This window comes from Geodermatophilus sabuli, assembly GCF_900215145.1.
GTDB classification, from domain to species: Bacteria; Actinomycetota; Actinomycetes; order Mycobacteriales; family Geodermatophilaceae; genus Geodermatophilus; species Geodermatophilus sabuli.
Window position 1 is genome coordinate 349,589 of record NZ_OBDO01000003.1, and the last position, 18,174, is coordinate 367,762.

An 18,174-nucleotide genomic window follows, 5' to 3' on the forward strand; every position below is an offset into this window, starting at 1 on the left:
GACCCGGGGGCGCCGGCACTGGATCGCCCGGGTGCTGGTCGCCGCACTGGGGCTCGTGATCGCCGGGTCCGGCGCGCTGGCTCTGACGTGGTCGCGCGCCGCGACCGACACCACCGGCCAGGTCGCCTTCGACCGGCCGCTGGCCATCCCGCCGCTCGCCCCGTCCCGCATGGAGAACGGCATCCGGATCTTCGACCTGCGGGCCGCCACCGGCACCACTGACTTCGGTGTCGGAGACGGCGCCACCCGCACCTGGGGCTTCAACGGCGCCCACCTCGGCCCGACGTTGCGAGCCGAACGGGAGGAGCAGGTGCGGATCAACGTCACGAACGACCTCGACGAGAGCACGACCGTGCACTGGCACGGCCATGAACTGCCGGCGCAGATGGACGGCGGACCGCACCAGGTGATCGAACCCGGGCAGACCTGGTCGCCGACCTGGACGATCGACCAGCCCGCCGCGACGACCTGGTACCACCCGCATCCGCACGGCGTGACCGCCGAACACGTCTACCGGGGACTGGCCGGCCTGTTCCTCATCGACGACGAGAACAGCCGGACGCTCGACCTGCCCTCCGACTACGGCGTCGACGACCTCCCGGTCATCGTCCAGGACAAGGCCTTCACCGCCGACGGCCAACTCGACCACCGCAGCGGGCTGTTCAGCCCCACCGGCCTGCTGGGTGACACCATCCTCGTCAACGGCACCATCGGGCCATACCTCGAGGTCGACCGGGAGAAGGTCCGTCTGCGGCTGCTCAACGCCTCCGAAGCCCGGATCTACGACTTCGGGCTGGTCGATGACGACGGCAACGACCAGGAGTTCGCCGTCATCGCCAGCGACGGTGGGCTCCTTCCCCACCCGGTGACGGACGACCGCATCCGGCTGTCACCCGGGGAGCGCGTCGAGATCGTGGTCGGCCTGCAGCCAGGGCGGGACGTCGTCCTCCGCAGCCACCACACGGACCTGGGCACCGACTTCTGGAACCAGCGGTTCTCCGGCGGGGACGACCGCCTCGACATCCTCCAGCTGCGTGCCGCCGACCGCCTCAGCCCCGGCCCGGACCTCCCGGAGGACCTCGCCCCGGCCCCCGACCTCGACCCGGCGGACGCCAGTGTGATCCGGACGTTCCGACTCAGCGGCACGAACGTCAACGGTCTGGACATGGACATGAACCGCATCGACCACGTCGTCACGGCCGGGGAGACCGAGGTGTGGGAGGTCACCAACGCCGGCAACACCCCGCACGACTTCCACGTCCACGGCGTGCAGTTCCATGTCGTCGACGTCGACGGTCGTCGCCCGTCGTCCCCGCTGGGAGGCCGGAAGGACACGGTCCACGTCGCGCCGGGGACGACGGTCCGGCTCCTCCTGTCCTTCCCCGGCCACACCGACCCGGACTCGCCATACGTGTTCCACTGCCACTTCCTGCAGCACGAGGACCGCGGGATGATGGGTCAGTTCCTGGTGCTGGAGCCCGGACCGGGACCCGGACGGCTCTCAGCGGCAGACCGCGACGCGCACACCCTCCACGATGGTTGGCGGCGGGCGCGGCAACCGAGTGCAGCTGCCGGTGGCCGCCACGAGAACCTGCGCGGTCGACGGTGGTCAGAGGATGCCGAGCTGGCGAGCCCGCCGCACCGCTGCGGCTCGTCCGGGGACGGCGAGCTTGCGCAGGATGCTGCGGATGTGCGTGCGCACCGTGTTCACCGAGATGAACAGGGCGGCGGCGATCTCCGCGGTGGACAGCATCGCCGCGATGTGCTCCAGGACCTCCAGCTCCCGTGCGCTGAGCTCGCCGACGAGCGGCGGTGCGGGGGCCGGCGTCCGCGGCAGGCCGGATCCCTCGGCTGGCCGCTGCGGCGTCGGCGCGGGCGCCGCGGTCGGGTCCAGCCAGGAACCGGCGGCGGTCAGCGCCGGATGGGTGCGCAGCAGCGGACGCAGCTGCGGTGGCGCATCGAGGAAGGGCCGGCGCAGCCGCTCCGGCGCGGCCAGGCGCAGCGCCAGCTCGAGGGTGGCCACCGCACCCGAGACGTCCGAGGTCGCGGCGAGCAGGCAGGTCCGGACGACGGCGTCCTCGACGGCGAGCACCGGCGACAGCCGGCCGCTGCGGATCGCGACCGGCCCGGGGGACTCCTCACCGAGGCCGAGGGCGGCAGCGGTGGCGCGCAGCACCGCGGCCCGCGGCGAGGCGGCGGGTAGCCGACCGACCAACCGCCGGCTGCCCGGACCGTCGCGGCGGGCGAGGCGGACCCGCGCCGCTTCGGCGACGACCTGCTCGCGCACCCAGCGCGGCACGGCGGGGAGGTCGAGGGCAGGTTGCAGCGCCTGGTCGGCGGCGTCGAGGTCGCCGCGGGCCCGCTGCAGCCGGCTGTGGAGCACGACCCGCAGCGCGCCGGTGCCCGCGGCATCTGCCGGGCGGCCCTGGGCCCGGCCGAGCCAGCGGCGGGCGTCGCCGAGCTCGTGGCGTTCCAGGCACGTCCAGGCGGCGGCGGTCGCCGCCGCGCCCTCCCGCCGGGCCTCCGGCAGGAGGTGCTGCTCGGCGAGGGCCTCGTAGTCGCTCACCAGCTCCGCCGCCTGGCTCAGCCGCCCGGCCAAGGCCTCCAGCAGAGCGAGGTCGGCCAAGCACCGGGCGCGCAGCCGGGACCCGGCGTCGGCGGTGGTGGTCGCGGTGAGCGCGCCGCGGAACGCGTCGAGCAGCGTGTCGTCGGAGGCGTCGGTGTGCAACAGGGCGGTGGCCCGTTCGGCGGCCAGGACGGCACCCAGTGCGGCCCGCCGCGGCTCCTGCTCCTCCGGCACCTCCGCCAGGAGGCTCTCGGCGTGGGCAGCCGCGGCCTGTACGTCGTCGTCGGCCGGGCCGGCGGCCGCGGCGGCGCAGGTGACCGCGGCGGCGACGCGCAGCGCCGAACGGGTCTGGGTGTCGACAGCGGCGGCCGCGGCAAGGGTCAGGTCGGCCGCCGCGGCCGCGACCCCGGAGCCGAGCGAGGCCGCGGCGCGCAGCACCGCCGCGTCCGGCCCGCCCGCGCCGGTCGGTACGGATTCGGCGGCTGTTCCGTCCGCCAGCAGCCCGGCGACGGCCAGATCGTCGATCAGCAGACGGGCGGTGAGCTCCCGGTCGCCGGCGGCGCCCGCGTGCGCGACCGCCCGCGGCAGGTCCCCGGCGGCGGCGTACCAGCCGGCGCAGGCGCGGTGCAGGGCGGTGAATGCGCCCGGGTCCTCATAGGCCAGCTGGGCCTGCAGCAGCTCGCGGAACAGTGCGTGGATCCGGTAGCCGCCAGCCGCGCCGATGGCGCGCTCGACGAAGGCGTTCGCGGCGGCCAGAGACGCCAGTACCCGCGTGCTCGGGTGCCGGCCGGTGAGCCGCTCGAGCAGGTCGGGCCACAGTTGGTCGGTGACGCTGATCCGCAGCAGGAAGCGGCGCACCGCCGCGGGCTGGCGGGTCAGCACCTCGGCGGACAGGTACTGGGCGACGCCGCCGTCGTCGTCGACGAGGGCGGCGACCAGTTGCTCCGGCGGGGTGCCACGGGTGAGCAGTGCCGCGGCCAGCCGCAGCGCGACGGCCCAGCCCTCGGTGGCTGCACACAGCGCGGCGGCGATGTCCTCGGGGACCGGTGCGCCAAGCGCGGCGAGCAGCACGCCGGTCTCCTCGGCGGTGAACGCCAGCCGGTCCGCGCGGATCTCGGTCAGTGCGTCGGTGAGTCGGTACCGGTGCAGCGGCAGCGGCGGATCGGCGCGGGCGCAGAGCACCAGCCGCAGCCGCGTCCCGGCGTAGCGGACGAGCAGGTCGAGGCCGCCGATGAGATCCCGATGGGTCAGGCAGTCGGCGTTGTCGAGGATCAGCACGAGCGGCCTGGGCCGCGCGAGCAGGACCGAGGCCAGCCGGGTCTGCGGCGTCGGCGCGTGCTCACCCGGTCCCGGCGCGACCGGCTCGGGCAGTTCGATCCCGGCGTGTCGCAGCGCCGCGGCCACGTGGGCCCAGAAGGCGGCCGGTGCATTGTCGGACTCCTCCAGGGACAGCCACGCGACATGCTGCCGGTCGCCCTGTGCCCGCAGCCAGGACGCGGCGAGCACCGTCTTCCCCGCGCCGGCCGGTCCGCTCACCAGTGTCACCGGCGTGGCGGCCACCCTGCGGGTGAGCAGGGTCAGCAGCCGCGGGCGGGGCACCGGGGGGAAGCCCAGCGGCGGTGGGGCCAGCTTGCTCTCCAGCACCACGGCACCGGGCCGGCGGGGTGAACCGGCTGAGCCGGCATGGCTCGACTCTCCTGCGGCTGCTGTCAGCTCGGACATCGGGGGCCCTTCCTTCCTCGCCCGCGGCCAACGGCACGGGCTCTGAGGGTGACCTCGTCGCGCTGGAGGCTGTCCGGATGGAAGACCTCCGAGCAGGGAGGTCCGGGGGTGCGATCAGGGCCGGGGTGCCCCTCCGTGCTGGGGGCCGGGCCGGCGCGGGCCACCCCGCCCGTCACAGCACTCCCAGCGCGCGGGCGCGCGGCACCACCTGGTCGCGGGCCGGCGCGTCGAGCTTGCTCTGCAGGCGGTGGATGCGGGTGCGGACGGTGTTGGTCGAGACGGACATGGCCGCGGCGATGGCGGCGGTCGACCGGCCGGCGGCGAGATGACGGAGCGCCTCGAGGTCGCGCCCGGTCAGCGACGACCTGGGGCGGACGCCGGCCGTCGGGGTGGTCGATGGCGGGCTGGGCATGGCCGACCTCCTCCCGGGCACGTCGCGGCGCCCGGCGCAGCCTCGAGTCGACACGATCGGTGACGCATCGCAGAGTTGTTGACGCTGTCTCGTCGCGCCGCGCCGGGGCATGGCCACGGTAGGTGCGGGACGGGGAGCGCGCTTTCCGGTTTCGGACGATTCACTTGCGCCGTTCGGACACCGCTGAGGGGACGCCGATGGACCGGTTCGTGCGCTATGCCGTCCTGATCGGCTATCCACAGCTGGCCCACTCCCTCGGGTTGGATCCCGAGCGGCTGCTGGCGGCCGAGGGCCTGGATGCCGCCGAGCTCATCCACCAGGACCGGTGGACCCCGGCCCCGCCGGTCGCGCGGCTGCTGGAACGGTCCGCGGCCGAGTCCGGCCAGGAGGACTTCGCCGTGCGGCTCGCGGCGATGCGCCGGTTCTCCGCGCTGGGTCCGCTGAGCGTGGTGCTGCGTGAGGAGCCCGACCTGCGCAGCGCATTGGAGCTGTTGATCCGATATCAGCACGCCTACAGCGGCATCCTGGACATGCGGCTCATCGAGGCCGATGGGCTGGCCACGGTGCAGGCGTGGCTGGAGTTCGGCGAGCCGGTCCCGATCCGGCAGGCGGTGGACCACACGATGACCGCCCTGCTGTTGATCATCCGCACCCTGGTGCGCGCGGACTGGGAGCCCCTGGCGGTCTACTTCTCCCATCCCGCCCCCGCCGACCTGACCGTGTTCCACCAGGTGTTCGGCACTGCGCTGCGGTTCGACCACGAGTTCACCGGCGTGAGCTTCCCCGCTCGCGATCTGGACACCCCGACGGTGACCGCGGACCCAGCGCTGCGGACGTACACCCGGCAACTGCTGCAGTCCCTTCCGGCTCCCCGCGTGGCAACCACGGCCGACGAGGTCGCCACGCTGGTGGAGTTCCTGCTCCCGCTCGGTCGCTGCTCGATGCCCCACGTGAGCCGAGACCTCGGCGTACAGCCGCGCACCCTGCACCGGCGTCTGGCCGCCGAGGGGCAGACCTTCTCGGGGATCGTGCAGTCCACTCGCGCCCGGCTCGCCCCGCGCCACCTGGCCGACGCGCGGCTCACGCTCACCCAGATCTCCTGTCTGCTCGGCTTCGCCACGCCCAGCGCCTTCTCCACGTGGTTCCGCCAGTCCTTCGGGACCAGCGCCAGCGACTGGCGGGCTCGCACCTGCACGGGGCCCGCAGCCCAAGAGCAGCAGGGGGTCGAGGTCGGGCAGGGTGGGTGAGCGCGATCCGGTCGGCGCACCGCCCACCACCGTCCCCGCTCCGCCGGCCGGCGACCGTGGGCTCTTCCCGTGGCTGGTGCTGAGCCTGTTGTTCGCACTGCTGCTGTCGGACTTCATGTGCCGGCAGGTGCTGGTCGCGGTCTTTCCGTTGCTCAAGGCCCAGTGGGGGCTGACGGACACCCAGCTCGGCGCGCTGAGCAGCGTCGTGGCCGTCACCGTCGGCGTGCTCGCCCTGCCCCTGTCGATGCTCGCCGACCGCTTCGGCCGCCGCCGGGCGATCCTCGGCATGGCCGCGGTCTGGAGCCTCGCCACGCTCGCCTCGGCGCTGGCGGCCAACTACGGTCAGCTGCTCGCCGCCCGTGTGCTCATCGGGGTCGGCGAGGCCGCCTATGGCAGCGTCGGCCTGGCCGTGGTGCTCTCGGTGTTCCCCGTGCATCGCCGGGCGTCGATGTCCGGGGCGTTCACCGCCGGCGGCACATTCGGCTCCGTGCTCGGCGTCGCGCTCGGTGGCGCGCTGGCCGTCCGGTACGGCTGGCGCTGGTCGGTCGCCGCGATGGCTGCGATCGGGCTCGTCCTCACCCTGCTCTACCAGCGGCTGGTCACCGACGCGAAGCTGGACCGGCACACCCAGCCCGAGCCCGGGCCCAACGCCACCCCCACCCACCCCGAGCGGTCGCGGCTGGCCACGCTGCTGTCCTCGCCCGCCGTCGTGTGCCTCTACCTCGGTGGGGGCCTGCAGCTGTTCGTCGCCGGGGCGCTGCTCGCCTGGCTGCCCAGCTATCTGAACCGCGCCTACGGCCTGCCCCCGGGCGCGGCGGCCGGGCTGGCGTCGCTGCTGCTCCTGGGCATGGCCGTCGGCATGGTCGGCTGCGGACTGCTCACCGACCGCCTCGCCCGAGCCGACCCCGTCCGCACGTGGACCGCGGCGATGGGCTACGTGGCGGCGTCCTTGCTGCTGCTCGGTGTCGGCTTCGCCCTCCCGGCGAGCCCGGCGCAGCTGGTCCTCATCGGTGCCGGCGCCTTCTTCACCGCCGGCACCACCGGCCCGGCCGGCGCCCTGGTGGCCGGCCTGGCCCCTCCTGCGGTCCGGGCCAGCGCGTTCGGCATGCTCGCCCTCGCCTACAACCTGCTCGGTCTGTCCACCGGACCGCTGGTCATCGGCATGCTCGCCGACCGGTTCGGCCTGATCACCGCGATGCAGCTGGCACCCGCCGTCTCCCTGGCCGTCATCGGCCTCCTCGCCGCCGGCCGCCGCTCCCACCGAGGCAGCGCCCGGCGTGCCGCGACTCGACCCTGACGTCGGCTCCCCGACGCTGGCCACCAGCCGGCCTGCGACAACGGGCAAGCCCACAATCGCGTCGACCACGCTCACCAGTCCCGTCGTCGTAGCGCCGCCCCGGTGCACGGACGGCCGGTGACCTGCCCGTCCGGCGGGATCGGCCTCTGTGGGCGCGGGAGGTCAGACTGTGAGCAGCGTCTTGATCGCCCGCCGCTCGTCCATCGCCTGGTAGCCCTCGGCGGCCCGGTCCAGCGGCAGGGTGAGGTCGAAGACCCGGCCCGGGTCGATCGCGCGGTCGACGATCAGGTCGATCAGCTCGGGCAGGAACCGGCGCACCGGAGCGGGGCCGCCGTGCAGGTGCACGCCGGAGAAGAACAACTCGTCGCCGGGCAGTGCGACGTCGTGGGAGACGCCGACGTAGCCGACGTGCCCGCCGGGGCGGGTGGCGCGGATGGCCTGCAGCATCGACTCCTGGGTGCCGACGGCCTCGATGACCGAGTGCGCACCCAGCCCGTCGGTCAGCTCCTTGATCGCGGCGACGCCGTCGTCGCCACGCTCGGCGACGACGTCGGTGGCGCCGAACTCCCGGGCCAGCTCCTGGCGCGGCGTGTGGCGGCTCATCGCGATGACCCGCTCCGCACCCAGCTGCCGGGCGGCCAGGACGCCGAGCAGGCCGACCGCGCCGTCGCCGACGACGGCGACCGTCCTGCCGGGGCCGGCTTCTGCGGCGACGGCGGCGAACCAGCCGGTGCCGAGCACGTCGGAGGCGGCCAGCAGGCTGGGCACGAGGTCGTCCGAGGGCGACTCGGGGGTGGCGACGAGGGTGCCGTCGGCGAGCGGGATGCGGGCGTACTCGGCCTGGGTGCCGATCGCCCCGACCGGCTCGGCGTGCACGCAGCGGGACTGGTAGCCGGCCCGGCAGATCTCGCAGGTGTTGTCCGAGGCGAAGAAGGAGCCGACGACGAACTGCCCGGGGCGGAGCGTCGTCACCTCGCTGCCGACCTCCTCCACGACGCCGACGTACTCGTGACCCATCGGGGCCGGGCCGTCGACGGCCTCGATGCCGCGGTAGGGCCACAGGTCCGAGCCGCACACGCAGGTCGCGGCCAGCCGGATGACCGCGTCGGTGGGCCGCTCGATCCGCGGGTCGGGGCGCTGCTCGACGCGGATGTCGCCGGGGGCGTGGAGAACTGCTCCTCGCATGGTGGTGGTGCTCCTCATCGGGTCGTGCCGGTCCGGGTGCGGACCGGTGGTGGATGTGCAGGTGTGGTCAGTTGCCGCGGGAGACCCGTGTCAGTCGCGAGCGGCGGATCACCGGCCCGCCGGCGTCAGGCCGGGCTCGACGTCGGCGGTGGGCGTCGGGGACGGGGCGGGGCGGCGCACGGCCGCCACGTGTGCGGGACGGCGCACGGCCGCCGCGTGCGCGAGAGCGCCGAGGGCGGCCGCGGTGACGGTGACCAGCGCCAGCGGTGCGACCCCGGCTCCGAGCCCCACCAGGGGCGCGGCCAGGCCGCCGAAGGCGAAACGGGCGACGCCGAGCAGTGACGAGGCCGTGCCGGCGATGTCGGGGTGGTCGGCCAGGGCCAGCGAGGTCGCCGGCGGGGTCGTGACGGCCACGCCACTGACCAGGGTGACCAGCGAGACGAGCACGACCACCAGCGGGAGGTGCAGCACCGCGGTGGCGACCAGTCCGCCGGCGCCGGCTCCGCACATCACGATCCCGGCGAGCAGGGTGCCCTGCACCGACCACCGCTCCGACGTCCGCCCGGCGGTGAAGCCGAAGACCATGAAACCGAGGGAGTTGAGCCCGAACGCGTACGAGTAGCCCTGCGGGGACAGTCCGTAGACGCCCTGCAACACGAAGGTGGCACCGGACAGGTAGGCGAACAGGGCGGCGTTGACGAAGCCGGTGACCAGCACGGCGCCGAGGAACACGCGGTCCGACAGCAGGCGGTGCATGTCCCGCCCGGTCTGCGCGAGCCCGCCGCTGACGCGCCGCTCGGCGGGGAGCGTCTCGCGGAAGACCAGCAGGCAGGCGATCAGGATCGCCGCACCGACCGCGGCGAGGAAGACGAAGATGCCGCGCCAGTCGGTGACCGCTGCCAGCTGGCCGCCGATCACCGGGCCGACGACGGCGGCCAGCCCGCCGAGCACGGTCAGCCGGCCGTAGTAGCGCAGCAGTCGTCCGCCGGAGTACAGGTCGCGGCCGGCCGCCTGGGCGATGACCACACCGACCCCACCGGCGAGGCCCTGGACGAACCGCGCGGCGACCAGCGTCTCGACCGTCGGGCTGACGGCGCACAGCAGCGAGACGGCGACGTAGGCGACGACGCCGACCAGCAGCGGGCGGCGTCGGCCGAAGCGGTCCGACAGCGGGCCGGCGACGAGCTGACCGAGGGCCAGCCCGAGCAGGCAGGCGGTGATGGTCAGCTGCGCGGTCGAGGTCGCGGCCCGCAGCTCGCCGGTCAGCGCCGGCAGGACCGGCAGGTAGAGGTCCATCGAGATCGGCCCGAAGACGGTCAGCAGGCTCAGGACCACGGCCAGCGCACGACCGACGGCCGGCGGAGCCGTCGACGGGGCGGTTCCGACGGTGTTCACAGGACTCACGGGTTCGAGACAACCCCCGGCGGCGCGTGCGTGGCAGGGCCGGGTCATCCGGGTCCTGGCAGAACCCCCCTCGGCACCGCGGCCGGCCGTAGCGTGGACGGCGTGGACAACCGGACCGAGGTGCGCCAGTTCCTCGCCACGCGGCGCGCCAAGATCACTCCGGACCAGGCGGGGGTGCCGCTCTACGGGCAGCGCCGCCGCGTGCCCGGTCTCCGTCGCGAGGAGGTCGCCCAGCTCGCCGGGATGAGCACCGACTACTACACCCGCCTCGAGAAGGGCAACCTGCGCAGCGCCTCCGACGGCGTGCTCGACGCCATCGCCCGCGCGCTGCAGCTCGACGACGCCGAACGGGCACACCTGTACGACCTCGCCCGTGCCGCCCGGGCGGGCACCGCCCGCGCGCCCCGCCGCCGCGACCGGCCCCAGCAGGTGCGACCCACCGTGCAGCACCTGCTCGACGCGATGACCGCGGCCGCCGCGTTCGTCCGCAACGGGCGCCTGGACATCCTGGCGGTCAACCCGCTCGGGCTCGCCTTCTACTCGCCGCTGTACGCCGCCGCGGCACCTCCGGTGAACCTGGCCCGCTACTGCTTCCTCGACCCCAGCGCCCACGACTTCTACCCGGACTGGGAGGAGGCCGCCGACACCACGGTCGCCATCCTGCGCACCGAGGCCGGCCGCGACCCGTACAACCGGGCGCTGACCGACCTCGTCGGGGAGCTGGCCACCCGCAGCGACGCCTTCCGCACCCGCTGGGCGGCACATGACGTCCGCCTGCACCACACCGGGACCAAACGCTTCCGCCACCCCGTCGTCGGCGACCTCACCGTCGGCTTCAACGCGACGGAGCTCGCCGCCGACATCGGCCTGACCCTGACCGTGTACACCGCCGAGCCGGGCTCGGAGTCGGCGGAGAAGCTGGCGCTCCTCGCCAGCTGGGCGGCCGGCTCGATCCCGGCGCGGCCGGAGTCCTCGGCCGAGCGGGCCTGACCCTCCGCGGCGGACCGTGGCCGCGAGGTCCCGTGTGGGAGGTGCGCGTCTCCGTCGCCGCCGGGCTGCCCCTGTCGCCGATCCCGGAGGAGGGTGTCCGTCATGACCGAGAACGCACCCCAGGTGGTGGACGCCCCGGAGGCCGGTCGCTTCGAGGTGCTGGTGGACGGCGAGGTCGCCGGGTTCGCCGAGTACCGGAGGACGACGGCGGCGACGGCGTTCACCCACACCGTCATCGACCCGGCCTTCGAGGGCCGAGGGCTCGGCTCGGCGCTGGCCCGGGGCGCCCTCGACGCCACCCGCGCGGCGGGGTCACCGGTGCTGCCGTTCTGCCCGTTCATCCGCCGCTACATCCAGCGCCACCCGGCCTACCTGGACCTGGTGCCGGACGACCGCCGGTCCGAGTTCGGACTGACGCCCGGCGCCGGCCAGCCCGACCGCCCCTGACCGGACGAGCCCCGACCAGCGCCCCACCCTCCTGGAGTCCCCGTGAGCCTCTCCCCGGAGTACGACCGGCTGTTCATCGACAAGCAGAGCCCCGACGTCTACCGGTCGATGTCCGCGGTGGCCGGGGAGGTGACGGCCACGGCGGAGGCCGCGGGCCTGGACCGGCTGCTCGTCGAACTGGTCAACATCCGGGTCTCCCAGCTCAACGGCTGCGGCTTCTGCCTGGACCTGCACGTGCGCCGGGCCGTCAAGAACGGCGAGACGCCGCAGCGCCTCGCCGTGCTGCCCGCGTGGCGGGACGTCGACCTGTTCTCACCGACGGAGCAGGCCGCCCTGGCCCTCGCCGAGGCCCTCACGACGTTGCCCGACCACCACGCGAGGGAACGTGAGCGGACCCGCGCCCGGGAGGCCCTGACCGCCGACCAGTTCTCCGCGGTCAGCTGGCTGGCCATCACGATGAACGCCTTCAACCGCATCTCCATCATCAGCGGGCACCCGGTCCGCCCACGGCCGGCCTGACCACTCGCCGCGGACCATCGGCGGTGGTCGACCTCGTGACCCTGGCCGTGACGTCACGGCCCGCCCGGCCGGCAGCCGGAGCTGGGACGGCATCCCGCCACGCCGCGGTCCGGATCAGTCCGGCCGGATGTTCTGGTTCATCCGGAACACGTTCGTGGGGTCGTAGGCGCGCTTCAGCGACCGGAGCCGTTCGTACTTGGCGCCGCCGTACGCAGCCCGCACGCGGTCCTCGCCCTCCTCCATGAGGAAGTTGACGTAGACGCCGGTGTGGAACGGCGCGAGCGCGGACCAGTAGTCGCGCGCCCACTGGCGCTGCTCGTCGAACCCGTCCGCGGTCACCGTGTTGCCGTTGATGTTGAAGGTGAAGCCCGTGCTGCGGCCGTTGAAGGCCGTCTCGTCCTCACCGACCCGTGCCACCGCGCCGCCCATCTGCCAGAGCGCGATGCTGCTCACCGGTGAGCTGATCCGCCGTCCGTGCTCGACGACGACGTCGATGACGTCGTCGCTCAACTCGGCGACGTCGCAGGAGCGGACGTAGTACCAGCAGCCGTGCCGGAAGGAGGGGTCGAACATCTGCTGGTGGGCCACGAACGGCTTGGCCCCGAACAGGTCCAGTACCGGTGAGCCGAACTCGCGCATCGGCCGCAGCACCCGCTCCCCCTCCGCCACGTCGCCGGCGTAGCACGCGGCCACCGCGATCACCGGCCGGCCGACCAGCTCGGTCGGGACGGCGGGCAGCGGTGGGGCCAGCCGCTGCACGACCAGGGTCATCAGCTCGTCCGGGCAGCCGGCGATCCAGTCGCGGTAGCGGCGCAGCACCGACGCCGCCTGGTCGATCGGCCAGAACGCCGCGCCGGCCATGACCTGTGGCCCCACCGGGACGAGACGGAACCGGAAGTCGGTGACGATCCCGAAGTTGCCGCCGCCTCCGCGCAGGCCCCAGAACAGGTCGGTGTTCTCGTCCTCCGCGGCGCGCACGAAACTGCCGTCCGCGGTCACCACGTCGGCCGACGCCAGGGAGTCCACTGTGAGGCCGTACTTGCGCTGGACCCAGCCGATCCCCCCGCCGAGGGTCAGGCCGGTCAGCCCGGTGTGGGAGACGATGCCCGCCGGCACCGCGAGCCCGTGCTCCTGGGTCGCCGCGTCCAGCTCCCCGAGCAGCACCCCGGCCTGGACGCCGACCGTGCGGGCGTCGGGGTCGACGCGGACGCCGCTCATCAGCCGCAGGTCGATGAGCAGGCCGTCCTCGCAGGTCGACAGCCCGGGGAAGCTGTGGCCGCCGCTGCGGACGGCGATCGGCAGCTGCTGGTCGCGTCCGAAGCGGAGCGCGGCGCGGACGTCGTCGACACCCCGGCACCGGACGACGAGAGCCGGGTGCCGGTCGATCGACCCGTTCCACACCCGGCGGTGCTCGTCGTAGCCGTCGTCCGCCGGACCGAACACCTCCCCGGTCAGGACGCGGCGCAGCCCGGCGACCGCGGTCGCCTCGAGCCGGCGCGTGGGGGCGGGCTCGGCACTCGTCGCAACGGCCATGCGGGCAGCCTCGGCTCAGCGCGAGGCCCTGGCAGGGACCCGGGTTCCACCCTGCTCCTGGCTGAGCCGGATCGGGTCGACGACGTCGATGTGGTCGGCGTGCGTGCGCACCACGCCCGCTGCCCGCAGGTCACGCAGCACCCGGACGACGACCTCGCGGACGGTGCCGACGGACTCCGCGAGCTGCCGCTGGGTGACCGGGACCGCCAGCACCGGCGGCGTCCCGCCGGGGACCCGCGCCTGCTGTGCCGCCAGGTCCAGCAGATGGCGGGCGACCCGCTGCCGCACGCTGGTGAACGCGCTCCCGGTGATCTCGTGGATGAAACCGAGGGCGCGGTCGGCCAGCTCGCGCAGGAGGGCGTCGGCCACGCGGGGGTCCTCGGCGGCGGCCCGGCGGACCACGTCCGGGCTCATCCGGAGCACGTCGGCGTCGACCACCGCCTGGATCCCCGCGGGCATGGAGAACCCGGTCGCGTACAGCGACACCGCGCCGATCAGCGCGCCGCGCCGGCAGTAGCGCACGGTCATGGTCCGGCCGTCCGGCGCGGTCACGAAGGCCCGCACGAGACCGTCGACGACCAGTTCCAGGTGCTCTGCCGTCTCGCCCTCCCGGTGGGTGACCGAGCCGGCCGGGATCCGGACCAGCCGGGCCCCGGTGAGCAGCCGCTGGGCGACCGGAACGGGCAGGGGCGCGAGGCTCGATGCGGCCAGCGCGGCTCGCAGGCCGGCGTCCACGGGCTCACCGTAGGGCCAGCCGCCTCGCGAGAGGGCGCCGACCGCCCTCCCGCCAGGTGGTTCAGTCTCTGTCGCTGCAGGTGCCGGCGACGGCAGGGTGGACGACACCGGACGGCGCCCGAGCCGACCGGAGTGGGAGCAACCGATGACCATGGCCTTCGAGCACACGACGCTGGCCCAACGGGTGCTGTTCGGCGCCGGACGGGCCGCGGAGGACCTCGCCGGGGAGGTGCGGCGTCGCGCGGCCGGCCGGGTGATGGCGATCGCCTCACCGTCCGAGCGGCACCTGGCCGAGCAGGTCTGCCGGGACGTCGACGTCGCGGTGTGGTTCGACGACGTCGTCCAGCACGTGCCGGTGGAGAAGGCCGAGGCCGCCCGCACGGTGGCCGCCGCGCACGACGTCGAACTGCTGGTGTGCGTGGGCGGCGGGTCGACGACCGGGCTGGCGAAGGCGGTCGCCCTGACCACCGGCATCCCCATCGTGGCCGTGCCGACCACCTACGCCGGCTCCGAGGCCACCGACGTGTGGGGCCTGACCGAGGCGCGGACCAAGACCACCGGCGTCGACGGCCGCGTGCTGCCGGCCACCGTCGTCTACGACGCCACCCTGACCGTCTCCCTGCCGGTGGAGCTGTCGGTGGCCTCCGGCCTCAACAGCCTCGCCCACTGCGTGGACTCCCTGTGGGCGCCGAGGACCGACCCGATCAACCAGGCCCTGGCCCTGGAGGGTGCCCGGGCCCTGGCGCGCGCGCTGCCCGCCGTCGCCGCCGACCCGACCGGGCTGGCCGGGCGGGAGCAGGCGCTGTACGGCTGCTACCTGGCCGCGGTCGCCTTCGCCTCCGCCGGCTCCGGGCTGCACCACAAGATCTGTCACGTCCTGGGCGGCACCTTCGACCTGCCGCACGCACCGACCCACGCCACGGTGCTGCCCCATGTGCTGGCGCTCAACGCGCCCGCCGTCCCCGAGCTGGCCGGCCGGCTGGCCGCCGCCCTCGGCTCCCCCGCCATCGACGGAGGGGACCCGGCCGCTGCGGCCGGAGCCGCGCTGGGCCGGCTCTACGCCGGCCTGCCCACCCCATCCCGCCTGGCCGACCTCGGGTTCACCGAGGCCGACGTCCCCGAGGCGACCGCACGGGTGCTGGCCGCCGCACCCCCCTCCAACCCCGTGCCGGTCACCGACACGAACATCACGTCGCTGCTGACCGACGCCCTGACCGGCGCCATCCCAGCCCCTGCCGGCTGACCCGCTCGGCGACCCCGGCACGTCGGCTCGACCGGCGCGCTCGATGTGTACGCTTGTTCTCATGAGCGCAGGGCCCGACGTGGACGACTCCCGGACCATGCGCGAGCGGATGCTCGCCGGCGACCTCTACATCGCCGACGACCCCGAGCTCGCAGAGGACAACCCGGCTCGCGTCGTCCGCACGCTGGACGCGACCGGACGGTGAGTGCGCCTGCCACGCCGGCGCGGCCGGCCCGCCGCCACGACCCGGGACGACGTGACCGGCTGGTGGACACCGCACTCGACGTCATCGCCGAGCGCGGGGTCACCGCCGCCACCCACCGGGCGATCGCCCGGGCGGCCGACGTGCCCCTCGGGTCGCTGACCTACCACTTCGACTCGCTGACCGACCTGCTCGCCGCGGCGTTCAGCCGGCACGTCGACACCGTCGCCGCCCGGTTCGACGAGCGCATGCGCGCCGCACCCGATCGGGCCGCGGCGCTCGAGATCCTCGTCGAGCACCTCACCGGCGACCTGCTCGGCTCTCCGCGCGACCTGGTGCTCGCCGTCGAGCTCTACGTCGCGGCGGCCAGGAACCCGGCCCTCCGCGCGGTCACCCAGGACTGGATGTCCCGCAGCCGCCGCAGCCTCGAGCGGCACCTCGACCCGGTGAATGCACGCGAGGTCGACGCGCTGGTCGAGGGCCTGGTCCTGCACAGCGCGCTGTCGACCGACCCGATGGACGCCGCCCAGATCCGCTCCGCCCTCCGCCGGCTCGCCGGCTGAGCCCGACCTCCCTGGATCCCCGCCATGTCCGTCACCCTCGCGACCGTCGACGCCGCGCGCCTGCGCCGCGCCCGTACCGCGGTCGCCACCTGCTTCTTCCTGAACGCCGTCTTCTACGCCAGCCTCGTGCCGCGACTGCCGGAGGTGAAGGCCCAGCTCGGGCTGAGCAGCACCGCGCTCGGCGCGGCGCTGGCGGCCGCGCCGCTGGGCGCCCTGCTGGCCGGCCTGTCCTCCGCGGCGCTCATGCGCCGGTTCGGCTCGGGTCGGGTCGCCTCCTCCGGCCTGGTGCTCCTCGGCATCACGGTGTGGACGGTGTCGGTGGCGCCCAACTGGCTCGGTCTGGCCGCGGCGCTGCTGGTCATGGGAGCGCTGGACGCGGTCATCGACGTCGCGCAGAACGCCCACGGGCTCCGCGTGCAGCGGCTCTACCAGCGCTCGATCCTCAACGCGTTCCACGGCGTCTGGAGCATCGGTGCGGTCGCGGGCGGGCTGCTCGGCTCGGCCGCGGCGGGGCTCGACGTGCCGCTCGTCGCGCAGCTCACCGGGACGGCCGTCGTCTTCGGCGCCGTCGCCCTGGTCGTCTCCCGGGCGCTGCTGCCCGGCCCCGACGAGCCCGAGTCGACTGCCGGCACGGCCCCCCGGGAGCGCCCGCGGCGGCGCGCCGCGATCCCGGCGCTGGCCGTGCTCGGCGTGCTGGCCGTCTGCGGTGCGGTCGTCGAGGACGCCGGCTCCTCGTGGAGCGCGCTCTACCTGCGCACCGAGCTGGACGCCGGCGCGGCCACCGCCGGGCTCGGTTTCGTCGCGCTGTCGGTGGCGATGACCGTCGGCCGGCTGACCGGCGACCGCGTGGTCGACCGGTTCGGCCAGCGCCGGGTGGCGCGGGCCGGGGGCGCGCTGGCCGCCGTCGGCACGGGCCTGGCCCTGGCACTGCCGTCGATCCCCACGACCCTGGCCGGCTTCGCCCTGGCCGGGCTCGGCGTCGCCACGCTGGTCCCGGCGGTGTACCACGCCGCGGATGAACTGCCCGGGCTACCGCACGGGCTCGGGCTCACGGTGATCAACTGGCTGCTGCGGATCGGCTTCCTGCTCTCCCCGCCGCTCGTCGGCGCGCTGGCGGACGCGTTCGACCTGCGCGTCGCGCTGGTCACCGTCATGCTCGCCGGGATCGGCACCCTGGTGCTCGGCCGGGCCCTCCGGGGCCGGCCGGTCGCGGCCCGCCCCGGCGCCTGACCCGGGTCAGCCGGCCCGGTCCCCGGTCACGCCGTGCAGGGCACCGGCCGGGGCCGCCGTGTGGTGGCGGCCGATCGGCAGCATCAGGGGCTTGCCCGACGTCGGGTCGGCGATGACCCGGCTGTCCAGACCGAAGACGGCGCGCACGCAGTCCTCGGTCAGCACGTCGGCGGGGTCGCCGGCGGCGTGGACCCGCCCGGCCGACAGCGCGACCAGGTGGTCGGCGTAGCGGGCAGCGAGGTTGAGGTCGTGCAGGACCATCACGATCGTCGTGCCGCGGGCCCGGTTGAGGTCGGTGAGCAGGTCGAGCACCTCGACCTGGTGGGCGACGTCGAGGAACGTGGTCGGCTCGTCCAGCAGCAGCAGGTCGGTCTGCTGGGCCAGCGCCATGGCGATCCACACCCGCTGGCGCTGCCCTCCGGAGAGCTCGTCGACGGCGCGGTCGGCCAGCGCCGTCGTGGCCGTCGCCTCGAGCGCAGCAGCGACGGCGGCGTCGTCGTCCCGGCTCCAGCGCGAGAAGACGCCCTGGTGCGGGTGGCGACCGCGACCGACGAGATCGGCGACGGTGATGCCCTCCGGCGCGATCGGCGACTGCGGCAGCAGGCCGAGGGTGCGGGCCAGCTCCTTGGCGGGCACGCGGTGCACCGCCTTGCCGTCGAGCAGGACCCGGCCGCCGCGGGGGGCGAGCAGTCGCGACATCGAGCGGAGCAGGGTGGACTTCCCGCAGGCGTTCGCACCGACGATCGCGGTGATCCTGCCGGGCGGCACGACGAGGTCGAGGCCCTCGATGACGGTGCGCTCGCCGTAGGCCAGCGTGAGGTCCTCGGCGGTGAGCGAGTGGGTGGCGGTCACGGTGTTCTCCGTTCGCTCGCGTGCAGC

Annotated in this window: 16 protein-coding genes and 1 pseudogene; 10 read left to right on the top strand and 7 right to left on the bottom strand. The window is 74.6% G+C overall.

Features of this window, described 5'->3' with window-relative positions; genetic code table 11:
* Positions 1 to 169: 169 nt before the first annotated feature.
* A pseudogene (locus CRP39_RS28335) lies at positions 170 to 1,414 on the top strand (multicopper oxidase family protein); the annotation flags it as partial.
* A 195-nt stretch (positions 1,415 to 1,609) separates the two neighbouring features.
* Here the strand turns inward: CRP39_RS28335 and CRP39_RS27495 are convergent.
* Both CRP39_RS27495 and CRP39_RS09810 read right to left on the bottom strand, forming a co-directional pair.
* Positions 1,610 to 4,210 carry a winged helix-turn-helix domain-containing protein gene (locus CRP39_RS27495; protein ID WP_097206173.1) on the bottom strand — a complete coding sequence of 867 codons (2,601 nt, stop codon included), beginning with the start codon at positions 4,208 to 4,210 and terminating at the stop codon, positions 1,610 to 1,612.
* Between the two features lie 250 nt (positions 4,211 to 4,460).
* Positions 4,461 to 4,700, bottom strand: coding sequence for a response regulator transcription factor (locus CRP39_RS09810; protein ID WP_172442368.1), 240 nt, complete (start codon positions 4,698 to 4,700; stop codon positions 4,461 to 4,463).
* Positions 4,701 to 4,897: 197 nt separating this feature from the next.
* On the opposite strand from CRP39_RS09810, the gene CRP39_RS09815 reads away from it, so the two are divergent.
* Together CRP39_RS09815 and CRP39_RS09820 are read left to right on the top strand one after the other, a co-directional pair.
* A complete protein-coding gene (locus tag CRP39_RS09815) occupies positions 4,898 to 5,947 on the top strand; it encodes an AraC family transcriptional regulator (protein WP_097206175.1) in 1,050 nt (349 codons plus the stop codon).
* The gene (locus tag CRP39_RS09820) at positions 5,940 to 7,244 is read left to right on the top strand and encodes an MFS transporter (protein ID WP_097206176.1); all 1,305 of its coding nucleotides are present in this window, start codon (positions 5,940 to 5,942) and stop codon (positions 7,242 to 7,244) included. The genes CRP39_RS09815 and CRP39_RS09820 overlap by 8 nt, the downstream gene beginning before the upstream one ends.
* A 162-nt stretch (positions 7,245 to 7,406) precedes the next feature.
* Here the strand turns inward: CRP39_RS09820 and CRP39_RS09825 are convergent, their stop codons facing one another.
* A complete protein-coding gene (locus tag CRP39_RS09825; RefSeq protein ID WP_097206177.1) occupies positions 7,407 to 8,429 on the bottom strand; it encodes a zinc-dependent alcohol dehydrogenase family protein in 1,023 nt (340 codons plus the stop codon).
* Positions 8,430 to 8,537: 108 nt separating this feature from the next.
* Complete coding sequence (locus tag CRP39_RS09830; protein WP_216359678.1) at positions 8,538 to 9,824, bottom strand: multidrug effflux MFS transporter; 1,287 nt, start codon at positions 9,822 to 9,824, stop codon at positions 8,538 to 8,540.
* A 111-nt stretch (positions 9,825 to 9,935) separates the two neighbouring features.
* Here CRP39_RS09830 and CRP39_RS09835 point away from each other — a divergent pair, with 111 nt between their 5' ends.
* The 3 genes from CRP39_RS09835 (at position 9,936) to CRP39_RS09845 (ending at position 11,789) form a co-directional block, all read left to right on the top strand.
* The gene (locus CRP39_RS09835) at positions 9,936 to 10,823 is read left to right on the top strand and encodes a helix-turn-helix transcriptional regulator (RefSeq protein ID WP_097206179.1); all 888 of its coding nucleotides are present in this window, start codon (positions 9,936 to 9,938) and stop codon (positions 10,821 to 10,823) included.
* Between the two features lie 102 nt (positions 10,824 to 10,925).
* Entirely contained in the window at positions 10,926 to 11,270 is a 345-nt protein-coding gene (locus CRP39_RS09840) for a GNAT family N-acetyltransferase (RefSeq protein ID WP_097206180.1), read from the top strand.
* A gap of 42 nt (positions 11,271 to 11,312) precedes the next feature.
* The gene (locus CRP39_RS09845) at positions 11,313 to 11,789 is read left to right on the top strand and encodes a carboxymuconolactone decarboxylase family protein (RefSeq protein ID WP_216359679.1); all 477 of its coding nucleotides are present in this window, start codon (positions 11,313 to 11,315) and stop codon (positions 11,787 to 11,789) included.
* Between the two features lie 114 nt (positions 11,790 to 11,903).
* Here the strand turns inward: CRP39_RS09845 and CRP39_RS09850 are convergent, their stop codons facing one another.
* Both CRP39_RS09850 and CRP39_RS09855 read right to left on the bottom strand, forming a co-directional pair.
* Positions 11,904 to 13,322, bottom strand: coding sequence for an FAD-binding oxidoreductase (locus tag CRP39_RS09850; RefSeq protein WP_097206181.1), 1,419 nt, complete (start codon positions 13,320 to 13,322; stop codon positions 11,904 to 11,906).
* A gap of 15 nt (positions 13,323 to 13,337) precedes the next feature.
* On the bottom strand, positions 13,338 to 14,057 hold the full coding sequence (locus tag CRP39_RS09855; RefSeq protein WP_172442369.1) for a Crp/Fnr family transcriptional regulator: 720 nt from the start codon (positions 14,055 to 14,057) through the stop codon (positions 13,338 to 13,340).
* A gap of 145 nt (positions 14,058 to 14,202) precedes the next feature.
* Between CRP39_RS09855 and CRP39_RS09860 the strand changes: the two genes are divergently transcribed.
* From CRP39_RS09860 to CRP39_RS09870, 4 genes are all read left to right on the top strand, one after another.
* The gene (locus CRP39_RS09860) at positions 14,203 to 15,300 is read left to right on the top strand and encodes a maleylacetate reductase (RefSeq protein ID WP_097206183.1); all 1,098 of its coding nucleotides are present in this window, start codon (positions 14,203 to 14,205) and stop codon (positions 15,298 to 15,300) included.
* Positions 15,301 to 15,361: 61 nt separating this feature from the next.
* A complete protein-coding gene (locus CRP39_RS27185; RefSeq protein ID WP_216359680.1) occupies positions 15,362 to 15,505 on the top strand; it encodes a maltose acetyltransferase domain-containing protein in 144 nt (47 codons plus the stop codon).
* A 62-nt stretch (positions 15,506 to 15,567) separates the two neighbouring features.
* The gene (locus CRP39_RS09865) at positions 15,568 to 16,065 is read left to right on the top strand and encodes a TetR/AcrR family transcriptional regulator (protein WP_245853730.1); all 498 of its coding nucleotides are present in this window, start codon (positions 15,568 to 15,570) and stop codon (positions 16,063 to 16,065) included.
* A 24-nt stretch (positions 16,066 to 16,089) separates the two neighbouring features.
* Positions 16,090 to 17,295: an MFS transporter gene (locus tag CRP39_RS09870; protein WP_097206185.1), complete on the top strand. Its 1,206-nt coding sequence runs from the start codon at positions 16,090 to 16,092 to the stop codon at positions 17,293 to 17,295.
* A gap of 6 nt (positions 17,296 to 17,301) precedes the next feature.
* On the opposite strand, the gene CRP39_RS09875 is transcribed toward CRP39_RS09870, so the two are convergent.
* Positions 17,302 to 18,147 (bottom strand): ABC transporter ATP-binding protein, encoded by an 846-nt coding sequence (locus tag CRP39_RS09875; RefSeq protein WP_097206186.1) that lies wholly within the window; start codon positions 18,145 to 18,147, stop codon positions 17,302 to 17,304.
* Between the last annotated feature and the right edge of the window lie 27 nt (positions 18,148 to 18,174).